General features: G+C 30.8%; 21 protein-coding genes. 3 read left to right on the top strand and 18 right to left on the bottom strand.

Annotated features, from left to right (window positions below; all coding sequences use genetic code 11):
- Positions 1–75: 75 nt before the first annotated feature.
- From Q0616_RS03725 to Q0616_RS03690, 8 genes are all read right to left on the bottom strand, one after another.
- Positions 76–867 (bottom strand): hypothetical protein, encoded by a 792-nt coding sequence (locus Q0616_RS03725; RefSeq protein WP_298775217.1) that lies wholly within the window; start codon positions 865–867, stop codon positions 76–78.
- A gap of 84 nt (positions 868–951) precedes the next feature.
- A complete protein-coding gene (locus Q0616_RS03720; RefSeq protein ID WP_284583905.1) occupies positions 952–2,205 on the bottom strand; it encodes an MFS transporter in 1,254 nt (417 codons plus the stop codon).
- 204 nt (positions 2,206–2,409) lie between these two features.
- Complete coding sequence (locus tag Q0616_RS03715; RefSeq protein ID WP_171623108.1) at positions 2,410–3,243, bottom strand: 1,4-dihydroxy-2-naphthoyl-CoA synthase; 834 nt, start codon at positions 3,241–3,243, stop codon at positions 2,410–2,412.
- 94 nt (positions 3,244–3,337) lie between these two features.
- Positions 3,338–4,360 carry an isochorismate synthase gene (locus Q0616_RS03710; protein WP_188319851.1) on the bottom strand — a complete coding sequence of 341 codons (1,023 nt, stop codon included), beginning with the start codon at positions 4,358–4,360 and terminating at the stop codon, positions 3,338–3,340.
- A complete protein-coding gene (locus Q0616_RS03705; RefSeq protein WP_225542814.1) occupies positions 4,353–4,778 on the bottom strand; it encodes a hotdog fold thioesterase in 426 nt (141 codons plus the stop codon). Before Q0616_RS03705 ends, Q0616_RS03710 begins: the two co-directional genes overlap by 8 nt.
- Positions 4,779–5,339, bottom strand: coding sequence for a 1-acyl-sn-glycerol-3-phosphate acyltransferase (locus Q0616_RS03700; protein ID WP_188319850.1), 561 nt, complete (start codon positions 5,337–5,339; stop codon positions 4,779–4,781).
- Positions 5,340–5,486: 147 nt separating this feature from the next.
- Positions 5,487–7,277 carry a PspC domain-containing protein gene (locus Q0616_RS03695; RefSeq protein ID WP_298775206.1) on the bottom strand — a complete coding sequence of 597 codons (1,791 nt, stop codon included), beginning with the start codon at positions 7,275–7,277 and terminating at the stop codon, positions 5,487–5,489.
- Complete coding sequence (locus Q0616_RS03690) at positions 7,270–7,611, bottom strand: PadR family transcriptional regulator (RefSeq protein ID WP_171623104.1); 342 nt, start codon at positions 7,609–7,611, stop codon at positions 7,270–7,272. The genes Q0616_RS03695 and Q0616_RS03690 overlap by 8 nt, the downstream gene beginning before the upstream one ends.
- A 306-nt stretch (positions 7,612–7,917) precedes the next feature.
- Between Q0616_RS03690 and Q0616_RS03685 the strand changes: the two genes are divergently transcribed.
- The 3 genes from Q0616_RS03685 to Q0616_RS03675 all read left to right on the top strand — a co-directional run bounded on the left by Q0616_RS03685 (position 7,918) and on the right by Q0616_RS03675 (position 11,115).
- Positions 7,918–8,709: a S1/P1 nuclease gene (locus Q0616_RS03685; protein ID WP_188319849.1), complete on the top strand. Its 792-nt coding sequence runs from the start codon at positions 7,918–7,920 to the stop codon at positions 8,707–8,709.
- A gap of 205 nt (positions 8,710–8,914) precedes the next feature.
- Positions 8,915–9,340: an Hsp20/alpha crystallin family protein gene (locus tag Q0616_RS03680; protein WP_225539263.1), complete on the top strand. Its 426-nt coding sequence runs from the start codon at positions 8,915–8,917 to the stop codon at positions 9,338–9,340.
- Positions 9,341–9,552: 212 nt separating this feature from the next.
- Complete coding sequence (locus Q0616_RS03675) at positions 9,553–11,115, top strand: M20/M25/M40 family metallo-hydrolase (RefSeq protein WP_171623101.1); 1,563 nt, start codon at positions 9,553–9,555, stop codon at positions 11,113–11,115.
- 51 nt (positions 11,116–11,166) lie between these two features.
- On the opposite strand, the gene Q0616_RS03670 is transcribed toward Q0616_RS03675, so the two are convergent.
- The 10 genes from Q0616_RS03670 to Q0616_RS03625 are packed head-to-tail and all read right to left on the bottom strand — an operon-like array spanning position 11,167 to position 23,319.
- Entirely contained in the window at positions 11,167–12,480 is a 1,314-nt protein-coding gene (locus tag Q0616_RS03670; protein WP_298775201.1) for an AMP-binding protein, read from the bottom strand.
- Positions 12,447–14,114, bottom strand: a complete 1,668-nt coding sequence (locus Q0616_RS03665; protein WP_225539266.1) for a C45 family peptidase — start codon at positions 14,112–14,114, stop codon at positions 12,447–12,449. Before Q0616_RS03665 ends, Q0616_RS03670 begins: the two co-directional genes overlap by 34 nt.
- Positions 14,107–15,678, bottom strand: a complete 1,572-nt coding sequence (locus tag Q0616_RS03660) for an NAD(P)/FAD-dependent oxidoreductase (protein WP_298775193.1) — start codon at positions 15,676–15,678, stop codon at positions 14,107–14,109. Before Q0616_RS03660 ends, Q0616_RS03665 begins: the two co-directional genes overlap by 8 nt.
- Positions 15,653–19,312, bottom strand: coding sequence for an MMPL family transporter (locus tag Q0616_RS03655; protein ID WP_298775191.1), 3,660 nt, complete (start codon positions 19,310–19,312; stop codon positions 15,653–15,655). Before Q0616_RS03655 ends, Q0616_RS03660 begins: the two co-directional genes overlap by 26 nt.
- Entirely contained in the window at positions 19,305–20,489 is a 1,185-nt protein-coding gene (locus Q0616_RS03650; protein WP_298775189.1) for a DUF2062 domain-containing protein, read from the bottom strand. Before Q0616_RS03650 ends, Q0616_RS03655 begins: the two co-directional genes overlap by 8 nt.
- Before the next feature lie 4 nt (positions 20,490–20,493).
- Positions 20,494–20,976 carry a hypothetical protein gene (locus Q0616_RS03645; RefSeq protein WP_298775186.1) on the bottom strand — a complete coding sequence of 161 codons (483 nt, stop codon included), beginning with the start codon at positions 20,974–20,976 and terminating at the stop codon, positions 20,494–20,496.
- The gene (locus Q0616_RS03640; RefSeq protein WP_225539270.1) at positions 20,976–21,347 is read right to left on the bottom strand and encodes a 3-hydroxyacyl-ACP dehydratase; all 372 of its coding nucleotides are present in this window, start codon (positions 21,345–21,347) and stop codon (positions 20,976–20,978) included. Before Q0616_RS03640 ends, Q0616_RS03645 begins: the two co-directional genes overlap by 1 nt.
- A gap of 56 nt (positions 21,348–21,403) precedes the next feature.
- Positions 21,404–22,027 (bottom strand): hypothetical protein, encoded by a 624-nt coding sequence (locus Q0616_RS03635; protein WP_298775183.1) that lies wholly within the window; start codon positions 22,025–22,027, stop codon positions 21,404–21,406.
- Positions 22,005–22,631: an outer membrane lipoprotein carrier protein LolA gene (locus Q0616_RS03630; protein WP_317619461.1), complete on the bottom strand. Its 627-nt coding sequence runs from the start codon at positions 22,629–22,631 to the stop codon at positions 22,005–22,007. The genes Q0616_RS03635 and Q0616_RS03630 overlap by 23 nt, the downstream gene beginning before the upstream one ends.
- The gene (locus Q0616_RS03625; RefSeq protein ID WP_225532398.1) at positions 22,621–23,319 is read right to left on the bottom strand and encodes a polysaccharide deacetylase family protein; all 699 of its coding nucleotides are present in this window, start codon (positions 23,317–23,319) and stop codon (positions 22,621–22,623) included. Before Q0616_RS03625 ends, Q0616_RS03630 begins: the two co-directional genes overlap by 11 nt.
- Between the last annotated feature and the right edge of the window lie 5 nt (positions 23,320–23,324).

Below are 23,324 nucleotides of genomic sequence, written 5' to 3'. Positions count from 1 at the left end.
TACTTTTATTGCCATAAAAAATGCCCCCAAAAGTGTCTAACTTTTTGGGGGCAGTCTACATTGATGAGCTTTTTGTTATTTTGTTAAATCTACTTTTCCATTTTTGTAATAAAACTTGGTTGGAGAAAAATCATAATTGTAAATAATTTTATCTTCTTTATCATACAATTTCATATTTACTAATATAAAATTATTAAACGATAAATGTCTATAGTTTATATCGTCAAAAATCCCCAAACGGATAAAAGGATTCTGTTTTTTATCGTATTTATAGAAAGAAAGTACATTACGTGCATTCGAATGATCAGTAGAATCAGCTTTATTAATTTGTCTAATCTCGATACTATCCAAGTTCGTTAAATGAGGGTAATTTGAATTTCTGTTCCAATAATATTTCTGAATTTCTAAAATTTTCCCTTTTTCTATTTTGACTGAATCCAAAACAGAATCTCCTTCAATTGCAGAATATACATATTTAGTATTTATTTTATCTTTAGTAGAAGTTAATTTCTGAATTATCTTCTCTTTAAAATAATTTTTAACTTGATAAGTTCCCTTTTCTATAATTACTCCACCTTCAGAAATCTCATATAAAGAATCATTGGTATATTTCACTTTTTGAGAACTCATGATATAATGAAAAGATTTAATATTTTTTTCTATTGGTCTTTTTTGATCATCATATTTAATTTGAATACTATCAAAATTATAATCTGGTAAAGATTCATTTACAAAATATCTATTCGAAAAAAAACCTTTCGGAAACAAATTATCATTCGATTCTACCAAATATTCTTCTTCTTGAATATCCTCATCACAAGAAATTATAAACAAACTACAAAAAGCAATTAATAAATATCTAAACATTTTTCATACAGTTTATTGCAAAAATAAACTTATTTATTTAAAATACCCCTTGTTGTGTAATAATATTTCAAACTAAAAATAATTCTATTTCAACTTAACATTTCTAATTGGCTTAATAAATAAAGAGATTAAAATGACGGTTAAAATTGTCATCGATCCTCCAAAAATAATGGCAGGAACAATCCCTAAAAATGTAGCTGCAATTCCACTTTCCAAAGCACCTAATTCGTTAGAAGAACTCACAAAAATTGAATTGACAGATGATACACGACCTTTTAAATTTTCGGGTGTTTTGATTTGTAAAATACTTTGACGAATGACCATTGAAATAGCATCAAATGCACCACCAAAAAGCAGAACAACAAAGCATAAATACAAATTTCGACTGAAACCAAAACCTATAATACAAACTCCAAACATCGCAACTGCACCTAATAATTTTGGACCTACATTCCCTTTTAATAAACTTGGAATTATTGACAAAAAAAACATCATGATTAACGATCCGATTCCATGGGCTGAACGTAAAAACCCAAAAGCTTCTGGTCCTAATTTTAATACTTTTTCAACAAAAGCTGGTAACAACGATTCTGCTCCACCAAAGAAAACAGCAAACATATCTAAGCTCAAAACGGCTAATATAATTGGTGTACCCCAAATAAATCTCAATCCCTGTTTGATTCGTATCAATGGTGATTCTGTTGATTCAGATTCGGAAGTTTCAGCTGGTTTTTTAGCAATCATTAAAATCATCATCATCGAAATACACATGATAGCAAATGCCGTTATTAAAGCTGCCTCAATACCAAATTTGGCTAAAATAACTCCACCAGCTAATGGTCCTAAAACTGAACCAATCATAAAAGCAGAAGAAGAAATTGGAATTGCTTTCGTATAATTTTCTTTGCGAACAACTAATGCTAATAGTGCAAATAACGCTGGTCCGCTAAATGCTCTTGTCAACCCCAAAATAAAAAAAGCAAAATAACAAACGCCTAAATAAATTGGAATTCCGATTGCTTCTCTTACTGAAGGAAAATTAACAATCATCAAGACAAAAGAAGCTGTCATAAAACAACTTATACTCCGTACCAAAATCATTCGCTTATCTAATTTATCCACTAGTTGTCCTGCATAAAATGCGGTAAAAAGAATGGGCAAAAACTCAGCTAAACCTATTAATCCAAGAAAAATTGCTTTCTGTGTGACTTGAAAAATTTCGTAAGCAACCGATGTGCTTTGTATAAATAATGCGAAGATTAAGGAAAATCTTAAAAATATAAATGGTACAAATTCTTTATTTTTCCAAATAGATGGAATTTTCTCCTCTGATGTCATTTTACGAATTGAATTTTAAACCTTAAATGTACATTGATTTTAAGAAAAAATAAATTGATTTTGGATAATTAATTTGTTCCAATATTAAACCAAACTTCCATTAATTCTATTCAAAAATTACTAAAAGTTTATTGTTAAATTATAAATTAATTTAAAAAAGCGATACTCAAAGTACCGCTCTCCTAAATATGGTGTAAAATTAAATTAACGAAATTTAGAAAAATCTCGTTTACGTTTTTCTAAGAACGCATTTCTACCCTCTACAGCTTCTTCTGTTCCGTAAGCAAAACGAGTTGTTTCACCAGCAAATATTTGTTGACCAACCAATCCATCATCCACTAAATTGAACGCGTATTTCAACATTTTGATTGCTGTAGGAGATTTTGTTAAAATTTCTTGTGCCCAATCAAAAGCTACTTGTTCTAACTCATCATGAGGAACAACTAAGTTCACCATTCCCATCTCATAAGCCTCTTGAGCAGAGTAATTCAATCCTAAAAAGAAAATCTCTCGCGCACGTTTTTGACCAACTTGTTTTGCCAAATAAGCCGAACCATAACCTCCATCAAAAGACGCAACATCGGCATCTGTCTGTTTGAAAATCGCATGCTCCTTAGAAGCTAATGTCATGTCGCAAACAACGTGTAAAGAATGTCCTCCACCAACTGCCCAACCGTTAACCACAGCTACTACAACTTTAGTTGAAAAACGAATCAAACGTTGAACTTCTAAAATATTCAAACGACCAACACCATCTTGTCCTTCGTAGCCTTTTGCTCCACGAACGCGTTGATCTCCTCCCGAACAAAAAGCCCAACCACCGTCTTTTGCAGATGGTCCTTCTCCTGTTAACAGAATTACACCAACTTCTCGATCTTCTTCTGCTAATTGAAAAGCGTCTAACAATTCGAAAACTGTTTTTGGACGAAACGCATTACGAACTTCAGGACGATTAAAAGCAATACGCATTACACCATCACATTTCTTAAACGTGATATCTTCATATTCTTTTACCGTTTGCCAATTTATTGTTGCCATTATATTTTGTATTTTATTTTAATTTTTAACTTTTCGAAAATAAGACTTTTCTTACAATTTAGACTCTTTTAGTAAAACTATTGATTAAGATAATTTATGTTGAATAAATTAATAACTCACCTATTGTTTTGGATTTCAATTCTGTCTCATGCCATTCCTTTTCAGGTACAGAATCTGGCATAATTCCACCTCCGACATACAAATTCACTTTATTCGAATAGATTTTTGCACAACGAAGATTCACAAAATATTCAGATGCTATTTTATTTTGATACCCCATAAAACCTGCATAAAAAGAGCGATCATATCCTTCATTTTTTAAGATAAAATCTTTCGATAAATCTTTTGGCATTCCACCAACAGCAGGCGTTGGATGCAAGGCTTTCAATAAATCGTAAAGCTTTGTTTTATCGTTTAATTGAGCTGAAATATACGATTTCAAATGTTCAAAAAAACCAGCATTTACCGAAAACGGACCATCCACATCAATATAAGCAGTATAAGGTTTTAAAGTTGAAGCAATATAATCGGTAACAACTTGTTGTTCATGGTATTCTTTTTCCGTCCAATCATCTTCTTTCGCCTTTGTACCTGCCAAAGAAACTGTTTCGATGAATTGATTATTTTCTTTCAATAAGAGCTCTGGAGACGCACCAATCCAACATCCTTCTTTAACATCATAACGCAAATATAGATAGGCATTTGGATAATGTTGGTGTAAGTTTTTGAATGTTTCGGCTAAATTAACTGCTGTTTTTGCAAGTGAATTGATTCGACTAATTACAATTTTTTTTGTTGCCGACTCACTGCGTAATTCTTGAACAGTTTTTTGAATTAAATTAATGTAATTTTCGTACGAAATCGCTTCATTTTGATCAGATTCTGGTAAAGAAAGTTCAAAATTTGGTAATTGATCAATTGGTATTACTTGAACCTCATCATCATTAAATTCAATTAATTTTGAATTATCGAAACTATTGCAAATAAATTGATTATCTGTTACAATAGCTTTATTCTCCCATAACTCGACTTGTGTCGTATTTGGTTTTCTGAAAAGTATAAACGGTTTTTGATTCTGAATTAATCTTTCAAGTTTCTCTTGAAATTTTTTAAACATGTTTTTTAGAAATAATGGCGTTAGTTAAATGAGTATAACAAATTAATTTATCGTTTTCATCTTTGATTTCAATCTTAATCAAATGCGATGTACGACCTCTTTTTACGACTGTTGCATGTCCAAAAATTGTCCCCTCTTTCTTTGGTCGAAGATGATTTGCATCAACATGTTGCCCTACAGCAACGTAATCATCAGATGCTAAAATTATATTGGATAAGGTACTTCCTAAAGTTTCAGCTAAAACAATTGATGCGCCACCATGCAATAATCCAAAAGGTTGATGAACTTTCGGTGTAACAGGCATTTTTCCAGCTAAAAAATCTTCTCCAACTGCTGTAAATTCAATATCTAATGTTTCAAGTAATGTGTTTTTTGACATAGCTTGAAATTTTCTTAAACTATCTTGTTCGTTCATCATCTAATGTATTTTTGGGTTATAAAGTTCGGGATGTTTTGCTGTTACATCTTTGTAAAAATCTTGAATTTCATCCATCACATCATTCAAAGATCTATTTTCTGTTTCTACAATTTTTGAAATTCCAGCTCGCTTTTTCTTAAAGTCACAATATGCTAAAACAATCGGAACATCAGCTTTCTGCGCAATATAAAAGAAACCATTTTTCCACTTTTCTGCACGTGAACGCGTTCCTTCTGGCGTATTGATTAAGTATAATTTATCTGCTTTTTTTAAAATATCTGATGCAAAATCAACCATATTATGTCGTTGTGAACGATCGATTCCGATTCCTCCCATTTGTTTGATAAAATAACCATACCAAGGCTTTGTCCAAGCATCTTTGATAAACATTTTCATTGGAATTCCCATTTGCCAAAAAGCTAAAATCGTATAGTAAAAATCCCAATTAGAAGTATGTGGCGCACAAACCAAAACGCATTTATCTACCTTTGATAAATCCAGATGATTGTCTAATTTCCAACCTCCTAACGAATACAATAATTTACCTAAAATTTTTTTCATAAATATGGTACATTAAACCTATACAAACATACAAAACTCAAAACGGATATTTGTAAATGTGACGAAAATAAAAAGAGACATTTCGTTTGAAATGTCTCTTTTTTGTATAGTATAAATTAAAATTCTTCTTTGGTCTATGCAAAGAAATCAACGATTATTTGAATGATTTCTGTAGTTAATGTTAATAGAATCTGTATCATCTTTGTAGTTTATTTCTTGGTTTGATTTTTCTTTTTTGTTTTCGGTTCTTGGTAAATTTAATCCTACAGATCCTTCATTACTTTCAACACGAATACCATTTTTATCGATTCTAACTTTTGCCGAATCGTTTCCGTCATTTACATGTATGTTTACATCTCCTTCGAAGTTATCATCTTCAGAATCTGTATCCTTTTGACAATTCAAACATACGATTTTTTTTCCATTAAATGCAAAATAATTATTATTTACATCGTTAAAATAATCGGTATCGTATTGTCCAGATCTGATATTTACCGAATTTGATTTTCTGACAAATAATACTTTATTTTTCGGTACATAAATTTTAATATCAACTGTTTGTTCTCTGAATTTACCGTTTTTTGGAATTTTAACAAATTTATCTAAATTCAATTTGTTTCCTTCTAATTGATAATTGTATTTAATCGACTCTAAATTACGCTTTGCTTCTTCTTTACTTCCACCTTTTGATGAATATCTAATTTCTAAATGAACGTTATTATCATTACTTTCTTCGATATCAAATGTTTTGTAAATTGGAATAACTAAATTACCTTCTTCATCAATTAATTGCTCTAAATCATTGAAACCACTGTATCTATAATTCCCTTCTTCTCTATTCGTAAATTCTATTTGAAGCGTGTCTGAAGGAATATTTAGTACTTTATCTTCAGTCATTTCAACAGAATTTCTGAATTTACTTGCGGTACTTATCGAAATTCCGATGATAGCAAATAAGGCAACGAACCAAAGAGCGATTGATCCAAAAATAACGGCTTTGCTCACTGTTACACGATTCCAAAAACATTTTACGCCTAAAATTGTCAATAAAACACCTGGAATTACCATTAAGATTCCACCAAAAATCTTTGCAGCCATGCTCATCCATTCTTCCTCAACTATGTAGCCAAATAATTCTGTAGGCATTTCTGTCCACGTTGTGAAAAAGAAGAAGAATCCAGCAACAATAAGTCCAATTCCCGAGCTCAGTATAATAAATCCAATAAACCAAAGTAATAGTCGACCAAAAACACCAAAGACTCCACCTAATTTATTACTTAATTCTTTACCTCCGCTAACAACCGTTTCACTGGCTTGTTCTACGTTTTTTTTTAAGGTATCTATGTTTGCTGGTTGTCCATACATTTGCAATTTTTCTGATGTAGTTTTTGCTTTTGGAACAAAAATTAATAAGATAAAATAACAAAAAACAACCAACCAAAACGAAACACCAAGAGTTGCAACTCCTAACACAAGTAAAACCAACCAAATTGCTCGTACAAACCAAGGATCTACGCCCATATAATGTGCCAAACCAGCAGATAATCCTGTTACAATTGTATCATCTGGGTCACGGTACAAACGTTTTGCTCCTGTTTGTTGTCCTCCATACGATTGGTTATTTGATGATGAAGTGTAAGAAGAATTTGTTGATGACGTCGTTTCACCCTCTTCATCCTCTACTTTATATTGATCTGGATGCCCCATCGTTGCAATCACAAAATTAATATCATCCTCGTTCACGACTTCTCTAAATTTTAATCGTTCGCGAAACAATTCAGCAATACGGATTTCTACATCTTCAATAATATCTTCAATACCTTCTGTTCCTCTCAACGAAGTTTTTACATCCTGTAAATAGGTTTTTAATTTATTATAGGCGATTTCGTCTAACACGAAAGAAAATCCTCCTATACTTATTGATACTGTCTTATCCATTTTTGTGCGTTTCTGTGGTTACTTTATTCACGGCTTCGATTAACTGATCCCAAGTAGCAGCTAATTCTTTTAAAAATTCTTCACCTAACTCTGTAAGTGCATAATATTTGCGAGGTGGTCCTGAGGTTGATTCTTCCCAACGATATTGTAAAAGGTCATCATTTTTTAATCTTGTTAAAAGCGGATATAATGTTCCTTCAACAACAATCATCTCTGCTTTTTTCAATTCGTCTATGATATCAGATGCATAAGCATCACCTTTTTTAATAATGCTGAGAATACAATATTCCAGTACACCTTTTCGCATCTGAACTTTTGTTTTCTCTATATTCATAAGAACGGCTTGTTTTATTTTGTTATACAAATATATATAAAAGTTTTAGTATTATGCAAAACAAAGTACTGAATTATTTTTAGTATTATATATAAAAACTACAACAATCGGTCTATTTATCAAGGATTGATATAAAAATATTTTTTTTAAGTTTTTTTACATTCTTTTCTAATTAATTTTTTTAGAATAAAAATTTAAATGTTTTTATTCTATTCAATAAAAACCTCTATCACTTTATTTGCAATTAAAAATCACATTTCAACTTGCTTAACTTTCCTTATCTTTGCAAAAATTCGAGCTCACACAATGAAAAAAATAATAGGAAGCATAATGCTTTTAGGTGCTTTTTTAGCTTCAGAAAGTGCTTTAGCTTGGGGATTAACAGGTCACCGAGTAGTTTCTCAAATCGCAGAACAACATATTAGCAAGAAAACTCGTAAAGAAATTACTAAAATCATTGGCCCTCAAAAGTTAGCGTATTGGGCGAACTGGCCAGATTTTATTAAATCTGATACTACTTGGAAACATGCAGATTCTTATCACTATGTCAACATTCCTGGAAATTTAAATCGTCAACAATTTGATGTTGCTTTAGAGCAAACGTCGGATGAAAATATGTACAAAAAAGGGTTGTTTTTAATCAACGAATTAAAAAACAATCAAAATCTTACGATTGAGGAAAAACAACATAATTTATACTTTTTAATTCACATTCTTGGGGATGCGCATCAACCACTTCATGTGGGGCGTCCAGATGATTTGGGAGGAAATCGAATCAAAGTAGAATGGTTCCGTGATAAAGTAAATATCCACACGGTTTGGGATTCTAAATTAGTTGATTACGAAAACTATTCGTACACAGAATATTCAAATTTGTTAGATATTGCTTCAAAAGAGCGTCAAATTCAAATGAAAGAAGGCACTTATGCAGACTGGATTTATGGTTCTTACATTCTTGCAAACAATATTTACGCAGGTGTAAAAATGGACGATAAATTAGGATACCGTTACCATTTTGATAACAAATTTATCATAGAAGATCAATTATTAAAAGGAGGAATTCGTTTAGCAAAAGTTTTGGATGATATATTTAAATAAAATAGATTTTTAAATTATTCTAAAATAAATTCAAATCCTGAAAAGTCAATTTTTCAGGATTTTTTATGCACTAAATCTAATTTTCAGACTTTTTGACAGTGATATTTTTCAAAAACAAGTCATTTTGTCTTATTAAATCATTTTGCATATAATTTGAAAAGTATTTAGCATGAATAATGAAATCAAAAATTTAAACATACAAAACATGAATACAGTTAGAAAAAACAGAACAAATTATTTCCCTTTTGGATTTGATAATGCGATGCTTCCAAAATTTGAAACATACGTAAATTCGAACAATCAATTTCCGGCAGTCAACATCAAAGAAAACGAAGATAGTTTTGAGATTTTATTAGCTGCGCCAGGTCTTACAAAAGAAGATTTTGCAATTGAGGTAGATGAAAATGTTTTGACTATTTCTTCAGAAATCAATCAAACAAAAGAAGTAAAGGAAGAAAAATTTTCGAGAAGAGAATTTAATTTCACCAACTTTAAAAGAGCATTTACTTTACCAGAAACGGTTAATGAAGATAAAATTGAAGCTTCTTATGTGAACGGAATTTTAAAATTAGTTTTACCTAAAAAAGAAGAAGCATTGCCAAAAGAAAAACGTAGTATACAAATTTCATAGTATAAATTTAATTTTAGTTAGTTAATTCATCAATCCTCAATTTTTCGAAGTTGGGGATTTTTTTTCGGAATGATAAATTAATAAAAAACAATATTATATTTTCAAAAAAACATAAATAAAGTAAAGACATCTTCTGAAGTCTTTTTTTATTTAACAAAATATTATATTTTAGACCTAATTTGTAAAATTTATCACACGAAATCAGATTAATTATGAAATTGATTAACACATTAACTTACTCTGCATTAGTTTTATCTTCTGTTGCAGTACATGCACAAGCGCAAGAAAAATTGGATCCAACAGTACAAAGCTTTGTAACAGAAATCCAAAATAATTCGCAATTGAAAAAAATTTCGCACGAATTATTAGACGGAATTGGACCTCGATTAGTTGGAACACCACAAATGGATCAAGCCGGAGATTGGGCAATTAAAACCTTAAAATCATGGGGAGTTGAAGCTCGTCGCGAAGATTACGGAACATGGAAAGCTTGGGAACGTGGTTTAACTCACGTTGATATGACTTATCCGAGAGCAAAATCAATCGAAGCAACTCAATTAGCATGGTCACCAGCAACTAAAAAAGCTGTAACTGCTGAAGTTATTGCGATGCCAGTTTTCAAAACGAAAGCGGAATTTGACGCTTGGTTACCAAGTGTAAAAGGTAAAATTGTTTTAATGTCTCAAAACCAATCGTATGGACGTTCTGACTATCAATACAAAGAATTTGGGTCTGAAGCATTATACAAAAAAGTAACTGAAAATAGAAAAGCTGAAGCTGAAGCTTGGAGTAATTCTATTAAAGTAACAGGTTTTAACAACAATACACTTCCAGAAGTTCTGGAGAAAAATGGAGCTGCTGCAGTTGCCATTTCATATTGGACTGGAATTATGGGTGCAAACAGAATTTTTGGTGCAAAAACGAAAACGATTCCAATGTTAGATATTTCGAATGAAGATTATGGAATGCTATATCGTTTAGCTGAAAATGGAACTGCTCCAAAATTAACTGTTAATGCGCAATCTAAACATAATGGAGTTGCAAAAACATTTAATATTGTAGGAGAAATAAAAGGTAAAGAAAAACCAAACGAATATATTATTTTATCGGCTCACTTTGATTCTTGGGATGGTGCACAAGGTGCGACTGATAATGGAACAGGAACAATCGCGATGATGGAAGCTATTCGTACAATTAAAAAATTATATCCAAATAACAAACGTACCATTTTAGTTTGTTTATGGGGAAGTGAAGAACAAGGATTGAACGGTTCTCGTGCTTTCGTAGAAGATCATCCAGAAATTGTAAAAAATACACAAGCTGTGTTCAACTTAGATAATGGGACTGGGCGAGTAGTTAACATCAATGGTTCAGGTTTCGAAAAATCTTACGAATATATGACGCGTTGGTTAGCTGCAACACCTTCTTTTGTTCGTAATGAAATTAAAACAGATTTCCCTGGTTCTCCAAGTGGAGGTGGATCAGATCATGCTTCATTTGTTGCTGCAGGCGTACCAGGATTTATGTTAAGTTCTCTTAATTGGGGTTATGGTACATATACTTGGCACACAAACAAGGATACTTATGACAAAATTGTTTTCGAAGAAATTCAGAATAATGCAATATTAGCTGCTACATTAACAATGATGGCGGACAAGGAAAATGAATTAGTTAATAGAGATCGTCGTGTTTTACCTGTTGGTAGAGATGGAAAGCAACAAGAATGGCCAGAGGTTAAAAGCCCTGCAAGAAATTCTGATGCTTATATGAAATAAGATTTTCTTAAACATATTAAATCCACTCAAATGAGTGGATTTTTTTTTGAATTAACTATTTTCTCTATAATCAATAAATGTGATTGGCTTTCGACTTTCTGGTTTAAAAATGACTGTTTGCAAAGTTTCAAAATTTTCAAATTTAATCGAGGGAGTTACACGCATTTTTGCTCTAAAATGATCTTTTATTTTGGCTAAAAAATCATCCGTTTCATCTATCGAAACTAATCGAATCAAAATTTCATCTGTTCCTAACTCATTCGAATAAATTTCTATTAAATGTAGTTTTATTTCATCAAAATGCGACAATACATCCTGTAAAGCAGGTGGATACAACGTTGTTCCCTTGTACTTTATCATGTGTTGTTTTCTTCCTTCAACTGGACCTAATCGATAGGTATGGCTTCCGCATTTACATTTTTCGGAATGTTTTCGTACTAAATCTCCCGTTTTGAAACGCAACAAAGGCATTCCTTCAACACCCAAAGTAGTAATCGTTAATTCACCTAATTCACCATTTTCAACTTCATTATTTTCTTCATCTAAAATCTCTGTAATAATCAAATCTGGTTGATGATGACCTCCTACTCCTATTTCACATTCCGTAAAAGCGGTACTCATTTCTGTCGAAGCATACGTTGAAAAGAGCTGAATATTCCATTTCGAAGTAATTTTTTGCGCTAACAAAGACGGTTTCAAATCCCTATCTCGCAAAGCTTCGCCTATACACAAAACTGCTTTTACAGAAGATTTATTGAAATCGATGTTATTTTTTTCAGCATAATCAATCATTTTCAACAAAAAAGAAGGAACTGCTACCAAAAATTTCGGTTGATATTTTAGAATAGAATCCCACTGCAATTGAGGAACACCCGCTCCAACACGAACAACACCTGCTCCTAATTTTCGCAAACCAAGAAAATAAGCCAATCCAGCCATAAAACGACGATCAATTGTCGTCATCATTTGTACAACATCACCTTTTTGAACGCCAATTCGTTGAAAGGAATTCAATTCATTATCAGCCAATCGTTCCAAATCTTGGTTCGTTAATCCAAACGTTACAGGATCGCCTAAAGTTCCGGAAGTCGTCGAATAATCTATAATTTCAGGTAACGGAACACACAAAAAGTCAAGATTTCGTTGTTGTAAATCATTTTTGGTTGTTACGGGAATTAATTTTAGATCTTCCGTTGATTTGATTCTTTTCCAATCAATCTTATTTTGTTCAAATAAATCTTGATAAAACTTAGAATGCTTTGCTAAATAGGCAATTTGATCTTGTAATTTTTGATTTTGAAACGCTTTTATTTCTTCTACCGAAAGCTTTTCTATTGATTTTTGTTGGCTATTTTGCGTGTGCATTTTGATAGCTTTTTCTCTGTTATTAATCGATCCGGAATCGTAGTGATTTCCTTTGTTAATGCTAATTTATAATAATTACTCGCTTGTTGATAGTCTTTTTGTTGAAAAAAATAATCACCAACTTGCGCATACACTTTCCAAAAATTTGGATTATTCTGAATGTAACGATTTAAATAATCATTATCTATTTCTTTTTTATCTTTAATCAATTGCGCAATTAACTTCTGTTGAACGCGATACGCTTCGTAATCTTGGTACGCTTTTGTCGTTAAAAATTGATCTTTTTCAATTTCTAAACTGTCCACATTTAATTTAAAATTTGAAATTGAATCATTAAAAATTTTATTCAAATCGTAAGCTGTAAATTCACCCAATTGATATGGATTTGATGAAACCCAAACCAATCGTTTATCTGGCTGAAAAACAACTGCATGATGCGCTAATAACTGATTCAACGCTTTTTCATTTCCAAAACCAATTTTACTGTTTTTTAACCCATTTGTATCTCGTAATAAATCAACCATTTTTTGAGGATTTAACTGATTTTGAATAGTTAACTGTTCATCAATTTTTTCGAAACGATAAACGGAATGACTTTCTGTTTTTTGCTTATTATTTCGTTTATCATCTTGATATTCTATACTCTGAAAATGATTTGTACACGCCAAATAAGGTTGATTTTGTACTTCATAAACACCAAATTTTTTAGGCGAAATTTCAATCAAAACTGCCCGATGATCTTTACTACTTCCAATCATCAAACTTTCGGACACAAACACTTTTTTGTTCTTCGCAATCTCGATCGCTTCATCAATAGTAGATGCGTACTGCAATATTTCTAATGCAACAAGAGAAATTGGAGTTTTTGCTTTCAGCGGAATTGAAGATTTCCCTGCATTAATCGTCACTGTCAAACCTTCTAAATTCATTCCAGACGACACTCCTATCATTCCACCCCAAGTAACCGACATATATGGAAAGCCAGATGTAGGTCGAGTAAACGACACTATTTTATTTTTAGCAAAATCGTCGTTTGCATAAAAATCGAAATTTCGACCGATTAATAATCCTCCATCTTCCGATTTATTGTCCCAAACTGCTAAAGAAGAACATCCAACCAGCATCAAATCGTGCATAGCATGCCCTATATCATGTGCGCCATGCAAAAAAAGATTTCGATTGTATTTATCCATCAACGAATCATATCGATTTGAAGAAAATTCGGAAAGACCATAAATCTGTGCTTTATATTCGTTTTTGATATATTGATGTAAATCTCGGTTATAGTATTTTAGAACTTTAAACAAAAATTTTCGACGCTTTTCGGAAGGAATAAAATCAGTAATCAGATTCATAAATGATTCTTCTTGAAATGCATATAATTCCTTTGTTAAAACCCCTGTTTTCTGACCTATTTCTAATGCATCACCAGAAACATATAACTCCCAATTTTGAGACTTATTCTTTTTTAAGAAATTATTTTCTATATAAAATAGAGAATCATTTACTTCGTTACGAATATAATTTTGAGAATGATAAGCAGATAAATCAGGACGGTCAGCCATACTTTTTTGGATGCCACAAGAAGAAAGTGTAAACAGAATAAAAGTTAAAATGTAGAAGTATTTACTCATAAGCTTTTTGATTGATTTCCCGATGAACTTTATTCATTAAATATTCGGATCCAAGAATTTCGCAACACGTCAGAAAAGCACCAATTGTAACGCCTAAAACACCATGAACTCGTACATTTTGACCTGTAAAATAAATATTTTTCACTTTTGATTTCGGTGATATAAATGTTTTCATCGGATGATGACTATCTTTCAAAAAACCATACATATTACCTTTTTCTGACCCAATAAAATCTCGATAGGAAAGCGGTGTTGATGTATGAATCGCTAAAATCTTTTCGCGAATATCAGGAAATTTGTTTTCTAATTTTTTAATAATCAGTTCTGTTTTATACCGTTTAAATGCTTCATAATCTTCTCCTCTATTTCCATAATTATCATTGGTATCAACATTATATGTTTCTTCCCATTGTTGCACTTCATCAAACGTCATATAGGTCATAACCGTCATACTTTCCGAATATGCTTCATTTTTTTGATCTAAACTAAATGTTGCAATATAAGTATTTGGCCAATTGTCAATTGACTTTTCGTAACTGTCCCATACATCGTTTATCGAATTAAAATGATAGATATTATGGTTGATATATGGAAAACTTTTAGGCTTAAAAACGAAATAAACAGAAAACACGGAAGGTGTGACTTCTAAACTTTTAACACGTTTAGAAAATGGTTTTCCAAACTTGCGTTCTCCCAACATATCGATCGTTTTCTTGATATCTATATTCGAAATGAATAAATCTCCATAAAAACGCTTTCCTTCCTTCGTTTCACAAGCTATTACCTCTTCATTTTCATCTTGAACAAAGGCTTGTATTTCTTGGTATTTATAAATTTCTCCTCCATACTTTTTCAACTCCTTAATCAAAAGAGTTGAAATTTGGCTTCCACCATTTACACAACGCCAAGCCGAATGTATATAAGAGTTAACAGAAAGCGCATGAATGTATAAAGGTGTCTTTTTTGCTTGTCCCACATATAAAAAATTATTCCCCACTAAAACGGCTTTCAATCGCTCGTTTGTAAACACAGAATCAATGTAATCTTTGGCATTAATTGCCAAGAAATCTTCTTCGTCAGCAAACGCAGCAGTGGCTAAATTATACATCGGAAAAGCAGCACAAATCTCTTCTAACTTTCTACTGTATTCGATTAAATTTTCCCGTTCTTCTGGAAAAAAAACAGTCAATTGATCGACAAAATTTTGATAAGTTTGTGCTATTGGATAGACGTTTTTATCATCATCAAAAGAAATCATATCAAAACCATCTTTATTCAATTGCTTCAACTTTAGCTTGTCGGCTATATTTAGATATTTGAAATAATTATATAAGTTTTCACCTTTGGCTAAACCTCCAATATAATGAACACCCGTATCAAAAATTGTTTTATTCCGAACAAAAGTTTGCAAATTTCCACCAAACTGATTATTCTTTTCAAGCACCACCACTTTCTTTCCTTCCTTTGCCAAAATAAGAGCAGAAACAAGTCCACCCAAACCACTTCCTATGACGACAATATCGTAATGAGGTTTCGAATTATTTGGTGTAAACGATGTATTCATTTGTTTCTGTTTGTTGAATAAATTCAGTAAATAATGATAGATTGATGTTTCTATTTTTTAGAACAACAATTTTATTAAATTGATTGATTGTTTCTTGGTTAATTTCTTCAATTTCTGTCGAAATCAAAAGGGTTGTATATTCTTCATTAACGCTGAAGTTTGGTGAATATTCTAATGAGCGGATTTTTGTAATGTAATTTGTCGCAGCAATTGATCTTTTATCTTCACTTTTTATAAACGAAATAATTTTACGATTTGCTTGCTGCATTAACAATAAGAAATCAATCTGTCCATAGTCATTAGCAAAATGAACGATTTTTTCGTTCGAACCAAATACATCATTCAATTGATGATAAACCGATTTAAATTGTTTAAAATCTTGTTTTACAGCATGTACAACTTCAAATTCTTTATACAAAAAACTTAAAAACAATTTTTGTTTCCAGTAATTTTCATCTTCATATCTATTTCGAATTTCTTGAAATTTTGCTTTATAAGCTCTACTGATTTTTTTTGTACGTTCAGAATAATTTAATCCATAAGTTTCATCATTCCAAGCAATTCTATCTCCAATTATTGAATAGATATGTCCATCCGAAATTAAGAAGTCGCCTTTTGGAATAATCTCTGAATTTCCATGAATATACATTGGTAAAATATCTAATTTCAATTTCTCTGCTAAATAAAATGCTCCTTTATGAAAACGGTTGATATTATTTGTAAAAGAACGCGTTCCTTCAGGGAAAATCATCAACGAAAAATCATGACCAATACGATTTTTGATTGCTTCAATATTATCTTCAACACCATTAGAAACTGGATAAAAACCAGCCATTTTAACTGCACGTCCAAAAATTGGCGATTTATACACCCAATCGTTTACTAAAAAAACAATTTTAGGTGTACACATTCCAATAGCTAACGTATCTAAGAAAGAAGTATGATTGGCAATAATAATCGACTGCTTCTTAAAATTTTCATGATTAGGATTGATTATTCGTTTAACAACCGTTGGTTTCAACATCAATACAGATTTCATAAAAGTTGCCATTCCCCATCCAAAAAGTTGGTACTTTTTCTCTTTCGAAATTGGTAAAATAAGCATCAAAAAACGAAGTATTAAAGAAGTCAACGTTCCAAATAATCCAAAATATAAAAAGAAAATTCCACTCTGAATTGCCAACCATAAAGTCATCGGACTTTTTCCTTTTTTGGAACGATTGGCTATAAAAAATCGAAATAAAATTGGATAAAAAATAAATGTAATCACCAATGCTGCAAGCACTCCAACCAACGAAACTGACGCAATAGATTTTAGAGCAGGGTGTTTTGCAAAGATAAGCGCACCAATCGCTAAAACTGTCGTAATAACGGCTAATAAAATTGATGTTCGGTAAGTCGGCATTTCATCTTTACCAATCGTGTATTCTTTTTGTAAAGCACTTGTCATAAAAATACTAAAATCAACTCCATGACCAAAAACCAACGTGCAAACAATACTGCTAAAAATATTAAATTTGATATCAAAAAGTCCCATTAAACCTGCAGTAACCAAACCTGATAACGCGATAGGAATCGCACTAATAATAACCAACTCAATACGTCGGAAAAAATACCATAAAATCAATAAAACAGCTAAAAACGAATAATTAACTAAATTATTAAAGTCATTGACTAAATTACCTAAAAAGTTTTCGTTTAGTAACTTTCGGTCAATTACAATTGTTTCGTTATGATGAAATTGATTCACAAATTTCTCTCTATTCTCTTCCTTTAATTTGACTAAAGTTGAGATGGTATAAAATCCATTTTTTTCGGAAACAAATTCTTCAAAAAGTGATGGATTGAACGCGCGATAATCCTCTAATTTTAATGGTTGATAGGATTTATCAAAAATCGAGAAAAATTGATCGTAAATACTTTGTTTAAAACCATATTTTTTTCCTTCGTTGACAAACTCATTCTTTACAAAATTTATCTTTTCAGCAGACCAGAAATTATTCCAATTCTTTATTTTTTCTACTTGTTCAGCAGCTGGTAAAACCAATGATTGAATCGAATTAAAACTTAATATTTCATCTGCATTGACTGCTTTTGATAGTTGAGTTGTTAACGCGCTATTTTTAGTTAAAACTTCATTTATATCCGTTCCATAATTAACCACATACAATGATTTTGAAATGGTATTAGAAGACGTTTCTAATTTTTGTTCAGCAATTTTTTGATCTGTTGGAATGTAATTCAATTTTGATAAATCCTTATCAAATTTAACTTTACTGAAAGTAAAACAACTTACAATAATCAGCAGTATACAAGCTACAATCAAAAATTTATTATGATGAAATGAGAATAATGCTAACTTCTCTATAATGGTAGAATTATTTTCGACCGAATTTTGCTTTGGGTGATACAAATGTGGAATAATCAACAATGAAAAAACACCAGAAACAATAACCGTTATTCCAGCAAAAATTCCTAAATCTTTTAACACATCTGATTTCACAAAAAGTAAACACAAAAAAGCAATCGCTGTTGTTGTACAGCTCATGATTAGCGGTTTGGTAATCTCTTTAAAAAGTATTTTAGAATCGCTATTGTGTTTGTAATGCGTCATGATATGCAACGAATAATCAATCGTTATTCCGAGTAAAACCGCACCAATACTTAATGAAATTGCAGAAATTGTACCTTGAATGAAATACAACATTGCCAAGGCAAAGAAAAAACCAAAAACAGAAGGTATAAAAATGATAATTGGAATGTAAAGCTTACGATAAAACACCATCAAAATTACCATTAATGTCGTCATCGATATCAATACAGTTGTGATAATATCTTGCTTGATTTGCTTGGCATTTGCAACAGCAATAAAACTTGAACCAAAAAAACTTAATGTTGATTTCCCGCTATATTTTGGATTTAAATGCTGTTTTATTTCCTCTAATCGATTGACAAAATCAGTATTATGTTCTGTTTCACTTCCAGAAAATGTTGGATTGATAAAGAGCAATAATTTCGAATGATCTTTCGTAACAATAAACCCTTTATACACCTCAAAATCGCTCGTTAAATTTTTATCTTTCAACCGATTTAACGCAACAAAAGTTAAACCAAGAGGGTCTTTCAACATAAATTCTTTTGAAACTATTCCCGTTGGTGTAATTAGACTTTTGTAATTCTGTTCAACAATCGATTCAATAGAATCTTTCGTCAGTTTTAGAGTTAACTTATCATAATCTTCTTTCTCTAAAAAAAGCGGTAAATTCTGATGTACAAAATCAAATGTCGAAGCAAAATTATCTAAATCATATTGACCTTGAACATCATTGTAATACTCTTTGAGCGGTTGAATACTATCCAAAAAATCTGTTGCTTGAGCAGTCATATCATCTAATGTTCCAGCCTTTTCTTTTTCGATAATAACAGCAACTTTATCTGTGAATTTTAATTGAGAAATAACTTTTGTAATGGCATCATTCTTCTCATCTTTTGGAATAATTCGCGTTATATCTTCCTCAAATTTTAATCGATTCGCAAAAAATAAACAACACGCCAAAAAAAGAATAAAAAGTAAACTGCTCAACCATTTATTCCCTTTGATATGTAAAAATATAGTGTAGAAATATTTATGCATTCTTAATGGTCTTTTGACTGAAATAAGTTAATAAAAAATAACTTAAAATCCCACTTACAACACTACAGAATGTTGCTAAAACTAAGCTCCCAATTACATATCGAAGTAAATTTTTCTTAATCGTTTCGAACGAAACCAAACTTAAATCTAAATGAAAATTATCTTGTAAAATGAACCCTCCAGTAACTAAAGATAGGTAGATGATGATTGGGATCATTGGCGGAATACTAATGTTAGAACAGAAGAAACTGATCACTTTATTCAACCGAAACATAGAGGCTAAAAAAATAGATAAAAAGGTTTGAAAACCCCAAAAAGGAGCAATACCAAGAAAAACACCCAAAGAAATTGATAGCGCTTTTACTTTATTGTTATCGTTACTTCCTAAAATATCTTCTTTAATGAATGTTCGTAAGTTTTTTTTTTTGAAACTGAACAGAAAATTTCGAGGTTTAATGTAGAAAATAGTCAAGAATACGAGAAATGTATTCAAGATGCTAATTCGTGTAAAATCTTTGAATGGACGGAAATGTGAAACGCGTTCATTTGGATCGTACAAAATGTCAATCGGAATGTTAATTACTTCAATTCCTTTCCAAGCTGTACGTACAATCACCTCAATTTCAAATTCAAATTTAGTTGTCCAAAATCTTTTTGGAATAAATTTTAATGGATACAAACGATAACCAGATTGAGTGTCATTCAATTTAATTCCTGTTTCGAACCAAAACCAAAAATTAGAAAATTTATTGCCAAAACTACTTTTTTTCGGAATACCATCTTGTTCCATTTGGCGACTTCCGATAATTAAAACTGGTTTATTACGTTGTTCTAATTCTTCTATAAAATTTGGAATATCATGTGGAAAATGTTGCCCATCAGAATCGATTGTCAAAGCATAGTGATACCCATTATTTACGGCTTCCTTAAAACCAACTCGCAAAGCATTTCCTTTCCCTTTGTTTTGTGCTATTTTAACCACAACAAATTGACTTTCGTATTCGTTTAAAATAGCATCTGTAGCATCTGTAGAACCATCATTAACAATAATAATCTGATTGGTGTAGTCCAAAACTCCATCAATCACACGTTTCAACGTTTTATGATTGTTGTAAGTCGGTATAAGTACACAAACTTTTAGTTCATCTATTTTATGTCGAATATTCGAAAAATCCATGCGCTTAATGAAATGTTTTCTGCTGTTGTACTGTAAAAGTATTGTAATTTTTGGCGTATGACTTAATCAATGCTTGAACTTCTTTAGGAGCCGATTTATAATTTTCGATAATAAATGTTTTATCTTCTTGAATATTTTGATTGTATTTAATAAACTTTGGAATATTTTCTTGAATGATTAATCGAATCAGACGATTTTCCACATCTTTTGAATCCTTTTTGATAGAATTATTAATCAAAGTAGCGCCTTCTGTAAAAAATTGTTTTTTTATTTCCTTATCTTTTATCGTTCTTGCTTTTAATATTTTAGAAGCTCCTTTGTACGCAATAATTGTCTGATTTTCACCAGAATAATTATTTAATTTATTGTATAAAATAGTCACATTTTTAGATGATTTCGAAGCGTTTTCAAAATCCGTCCTTAATTCGGATAATGTTAATCCAAAAAAGAATAAAACCGAAAATAATAACGATAATATGATTTTCATTAATCCAAAACTTTATAAATTGCACTAAATTTTAAGGCATTTGTTGCTTCAAAAAAAGAGGTATTTTTAACTTTTACTTCATCATTTTCGCAAACAACATTCAAATTTAATTCCAAAATTGGATTCACAAATGGATTTATGGTTGCCATAAATTTGACATTCGAAACTTTAGACAAAAACAGATTTTTCGCAACAAAACCTTCTGTTATTTCCTTTATAATTTGCATCATGCAAACGCCTGGAGTAATTGGATTATTTGGAAAATGACCTTCAAAAACTTCATGATTTGGATTCAGTTCAATTTGGACTTTAAAATTTACATCATCTATTTTCTCCGAATTTTTGATGGTATATAGATTAGGAATAAGCATTTGTAACTGTTTTGATTTACAAATATAATCTAAAAAATATTGTAATTTAAGTTTGTTTAATCTTCCTCTAATTGTGTATTTACTTTTGACAATTCGATACTTAAGTTAAAGTGATAGTGTTTGATTAAAATCTTTTCTGGATAATCTGTTTGATTAGTCGTAAAACAATTGAATGTCTTTATTTTATTGTTCTTTAGATGAATTAATTCTTGAAAATAACTTGATTCATTTTCATCGAATACTAAACTTACTTCTTTCGATTTTAAAACAACAAAATCTGCTGTTTTAATAGATTCATCTACTTTGAAATCGTTTTTAAAAAGCATTTGTAAATCATTTGCAAGTGTTTTCACAACTACTTTTTTATTCAAATCTGGCATGGCATAATTCAAGTTGTAATTATATTCCGAAATAGATAAATCAAATAATGTATTTCCAAAATCAGACATCATTACTACTCGATGCGAATCATAACCGAGCTTTTTTACTACAAAATTACCTTTCATTTCATTTTTCATAAACGTAATCTTAAAACGGTAACTGTATTCTTTGTTAATTTGACTAAAATAAGGATTAAGAAATTCCTTTTCAACCTTTTGTTTATCTTGTATATCGGCTATTTTATATGTCGTTCCACAAGACGTTAAAAACAAAATACTAAGGAGTAAAAACAGACGCATTGATTGCTTTATTTAAAGATTTGTTCGTAAATAAGATTTTGGTGTAATCGTCTGAAGGCTCAATCAATTTCACTTCTGTCACCGTCGATTGTCCGGAATAAAACGTCAACTGAATTTCTTTGATGTATTTCATCACATCTTTTATTTTCGGTTGCAATTTTGCTATTCGAGCTTTATCCGTTTTAACATACGTAATAACAAAATCATTGGTATTGAACAAATTACCACTTACACTTCCAACAATCAATTGATTTAGTTTTTCAAACTTTTTATTCCCTTGTAAATCAACACTCGATTTTTTTCCTTCGTCGTTAATGTAAATTTTATTGTGGTTAAAAATGACATTATAATCAATAGGTTGCGTATAATTCCAACGCATCGAACTTGGATTTTGCAGATACAATTTACCTTTCGAAACAATTGGATTTTCTAAAAAACTCATCACTTTATATTGTGTAAAATCAGCCGTTAACGTCTTTATTCTTTTAGAATCAGTTACAATATCTTTTTTGAAATTCTCAATTTCAGCATTACTCATTTTACTTTCTTGCGCAAAAATTGTCAAGTGAAAAAATGCAAATAAAATGAAGATTTTAGTTTTCATATACATCAATTTTCAAGAGTTCGTCTAAAGGAACTACTTTATAATTTTCCTTTTGTAAAAATACAAATAATTGTGCTAACACATTCGCTGTTTTATCCGAAGTGTCATGCAATAAAACGATTGAACCTGGTTTAATTTGTCGTGTAATTCGATCAAACAATCTTTTTTCATCATCAATAACTGTATCCAAAGATCGAACATCCCAACCTATTACGTGATGTTTGGTTCTGCGCAAAGCTCTTGCAATATGTGGATTTGTCACGCCAAAAGGCGGTCTAAAAATCTTTGTTTTAACCGATATAGTTTGTTCAATAATTTGATTAGTAGTCAGAATTTCTTGTATAATTTTATCAGTTGAATAAAAGCCATTTTTAGGCGAATGATGATAAGTATGATTTCCTATTAAATGCCCTAATTGATGTATTTTTTGAAGATTTTCTGGAGATTGATTGATTTGTTTTCCGATACAAAAAAATGTTGCTTTAGCATTATTTTTTTCTAAAATTTCAAGAATTCTTGGTGTAAATTCTGTTGGTCCATCATCAAAAGTTAACGAAATTATTCGATCTGTGGTTTTCCCTGCTGAATGAAACGCTTTCAAAAAGTAATTAAATCGAATTTCAAAAGCACCAAAAATTGTCAATAACGACCAAATAAAAAAAGGTATAAACAAATAAAAAAAAGACAAACTTT

This window comes from uncultured Empedobacter sp. (genome assembly GCF_937930195.1).
GTDB lineage: Bacteria > Bacteroidota > Bacteroidia > Flavobacteriales > Weeksellaceae > Empedobacter > Empedobacter stercoris.
Note: the sequence above shows the minus strand (reverse complement) of the source record. Positions and strands in the feature narration are given on the sequence as shown.

Coding starts and splice junctions, on each gene's coding strand:
- Q0616_RS03725 (WP_298775217.1), bottom strand. CDS start 867: ATGTTTAGATATTTATTAATTGCTTTTTGTAGTTTGTTTATAATTTCT.
- Q0616_RS03720 (WP_284583905.1), bottom strand. CDS start 2,205: ATGACATCAGAGGAGAAAATTCCATCTATTTGGAAAAATAAAGAATTT.
- Q0616_RS03715 (WP_171623108.1), bottom strand. CDS start 3,243: ATGGCAACAATAAATTGGCAAACGGTAAAAGAATATGAAGATATCACG.
- Q0616_RS03710 (WP_188319851.1), bottom strand. CDS start 4,360: ATGTTTAAAAAATTTCAAGAGAAACTTGAAAGATTAATTCAGAATCAA.
- Q0616_RS03705 (WP_225542814.1), bottom strand. CDS start 4,778: ATGATGAACGAACAAGATAGTTTAAGAAAATTTCAAGCTATGTCAAAA.
- Q0616_RS03700 (WP_188319850.1), bottom strand. CDS start 5,339: ATGAAAAAAATTTTAGGTAAATTATTGTATTCGTTAGGAGGTTGGAAA.
- Q0616_RS03695 (WP_298775206.1), bottom strand. CDS start 7,277: ATGGATAAGACAGTATCAATAAGTATAGGAGGATTTTCTTTCGTGTTA.
- Q0616_RS03690 (WP_171623104.1), bottom strand. CDS start 7,611: ATGAATATAGAGAAAACAAAAGTTCAGATGCGAAAAGGTGTACTGGAA.
- Q0616_RS03685 (WP_188319849.1), top strand. CDS start 7,918: ATGAAAAAAATAATAGGAAGCATAATGCTTTTAGGTGCTTTTTTAGCT.
- Q0616_RS03680 (WP_225539263.1), top strand. CDS start 8,915: ATGAATACAGTTAGAAAAAACAGAACAAATTATTTCCCTTTTGGATTT.
- Q0616_RS03675 (WP_171623101.1), top strand. CDS start 9,553: ATGAAATTGATTAACACATTAACTTACTCTGCATTAGTTTTATCTTCT.
- Q0616_RS03670 (WP_298775201.1), bottom strand. CDS start 12,480: ATGCACACGCAAAATAGCCAACAAAAATCAATAGAAAAGCTTTCGGTA.
- Q0616_RS03665 (WP_225539266.1), bottom strand. CDS start 14,114: ATGAGTAAATACTTCTACATTTTAACTTTTATTCTGTTTACACTTTCT.
- Q0616_RS03660 (WP_298775193.1), bottom strand. CDS start 15,678: ATGAATACATCGTTTACACCAAATAATTCGAAACCTCATTACGATATT.
- Q0616_RS03655 (WP_298775191.1), bottom strand. CDS start 19,312: ATGCATAAATATTTCTACACTATATTTTTACATATCAAAGGGAATAAA.
- Q0616_RS03650 (WP_298775189.1), bottom strand. CDS start 20,489: ATGGATTTTTCGAATATTCGACATAAAATAGATGAACTAAAAGTTTGT.
- Q0616_RS03645 (WP_298775186.1), bottom strand. CDS start 20,976: ATGAAAATCATATTATCGTTATTATTTTCGGTTTTATTCTTTTTTGGA.
- Q0616_RS03640 (WP_225539270.1), bottom strand. CDS start 21,347: ATGCTTATTCCTAATCTATATACCATCAAAAATTCGGAGAAAATAGAT.
- Q0616_RS03635 (WP_298775183.1), bottom strand. CDS start 22,027: ATGCGTCTGTTTTTACTCCTTAGTATTTTGTTTTTAACGTCTTGTGGA.
- Q0616_RS03630 (WP_317619461.1), bottom strand. CDS start 22,631: ATGAAAACTAAAATCTTCATTTTATTTGCATTTTTTCACTTGACAATT.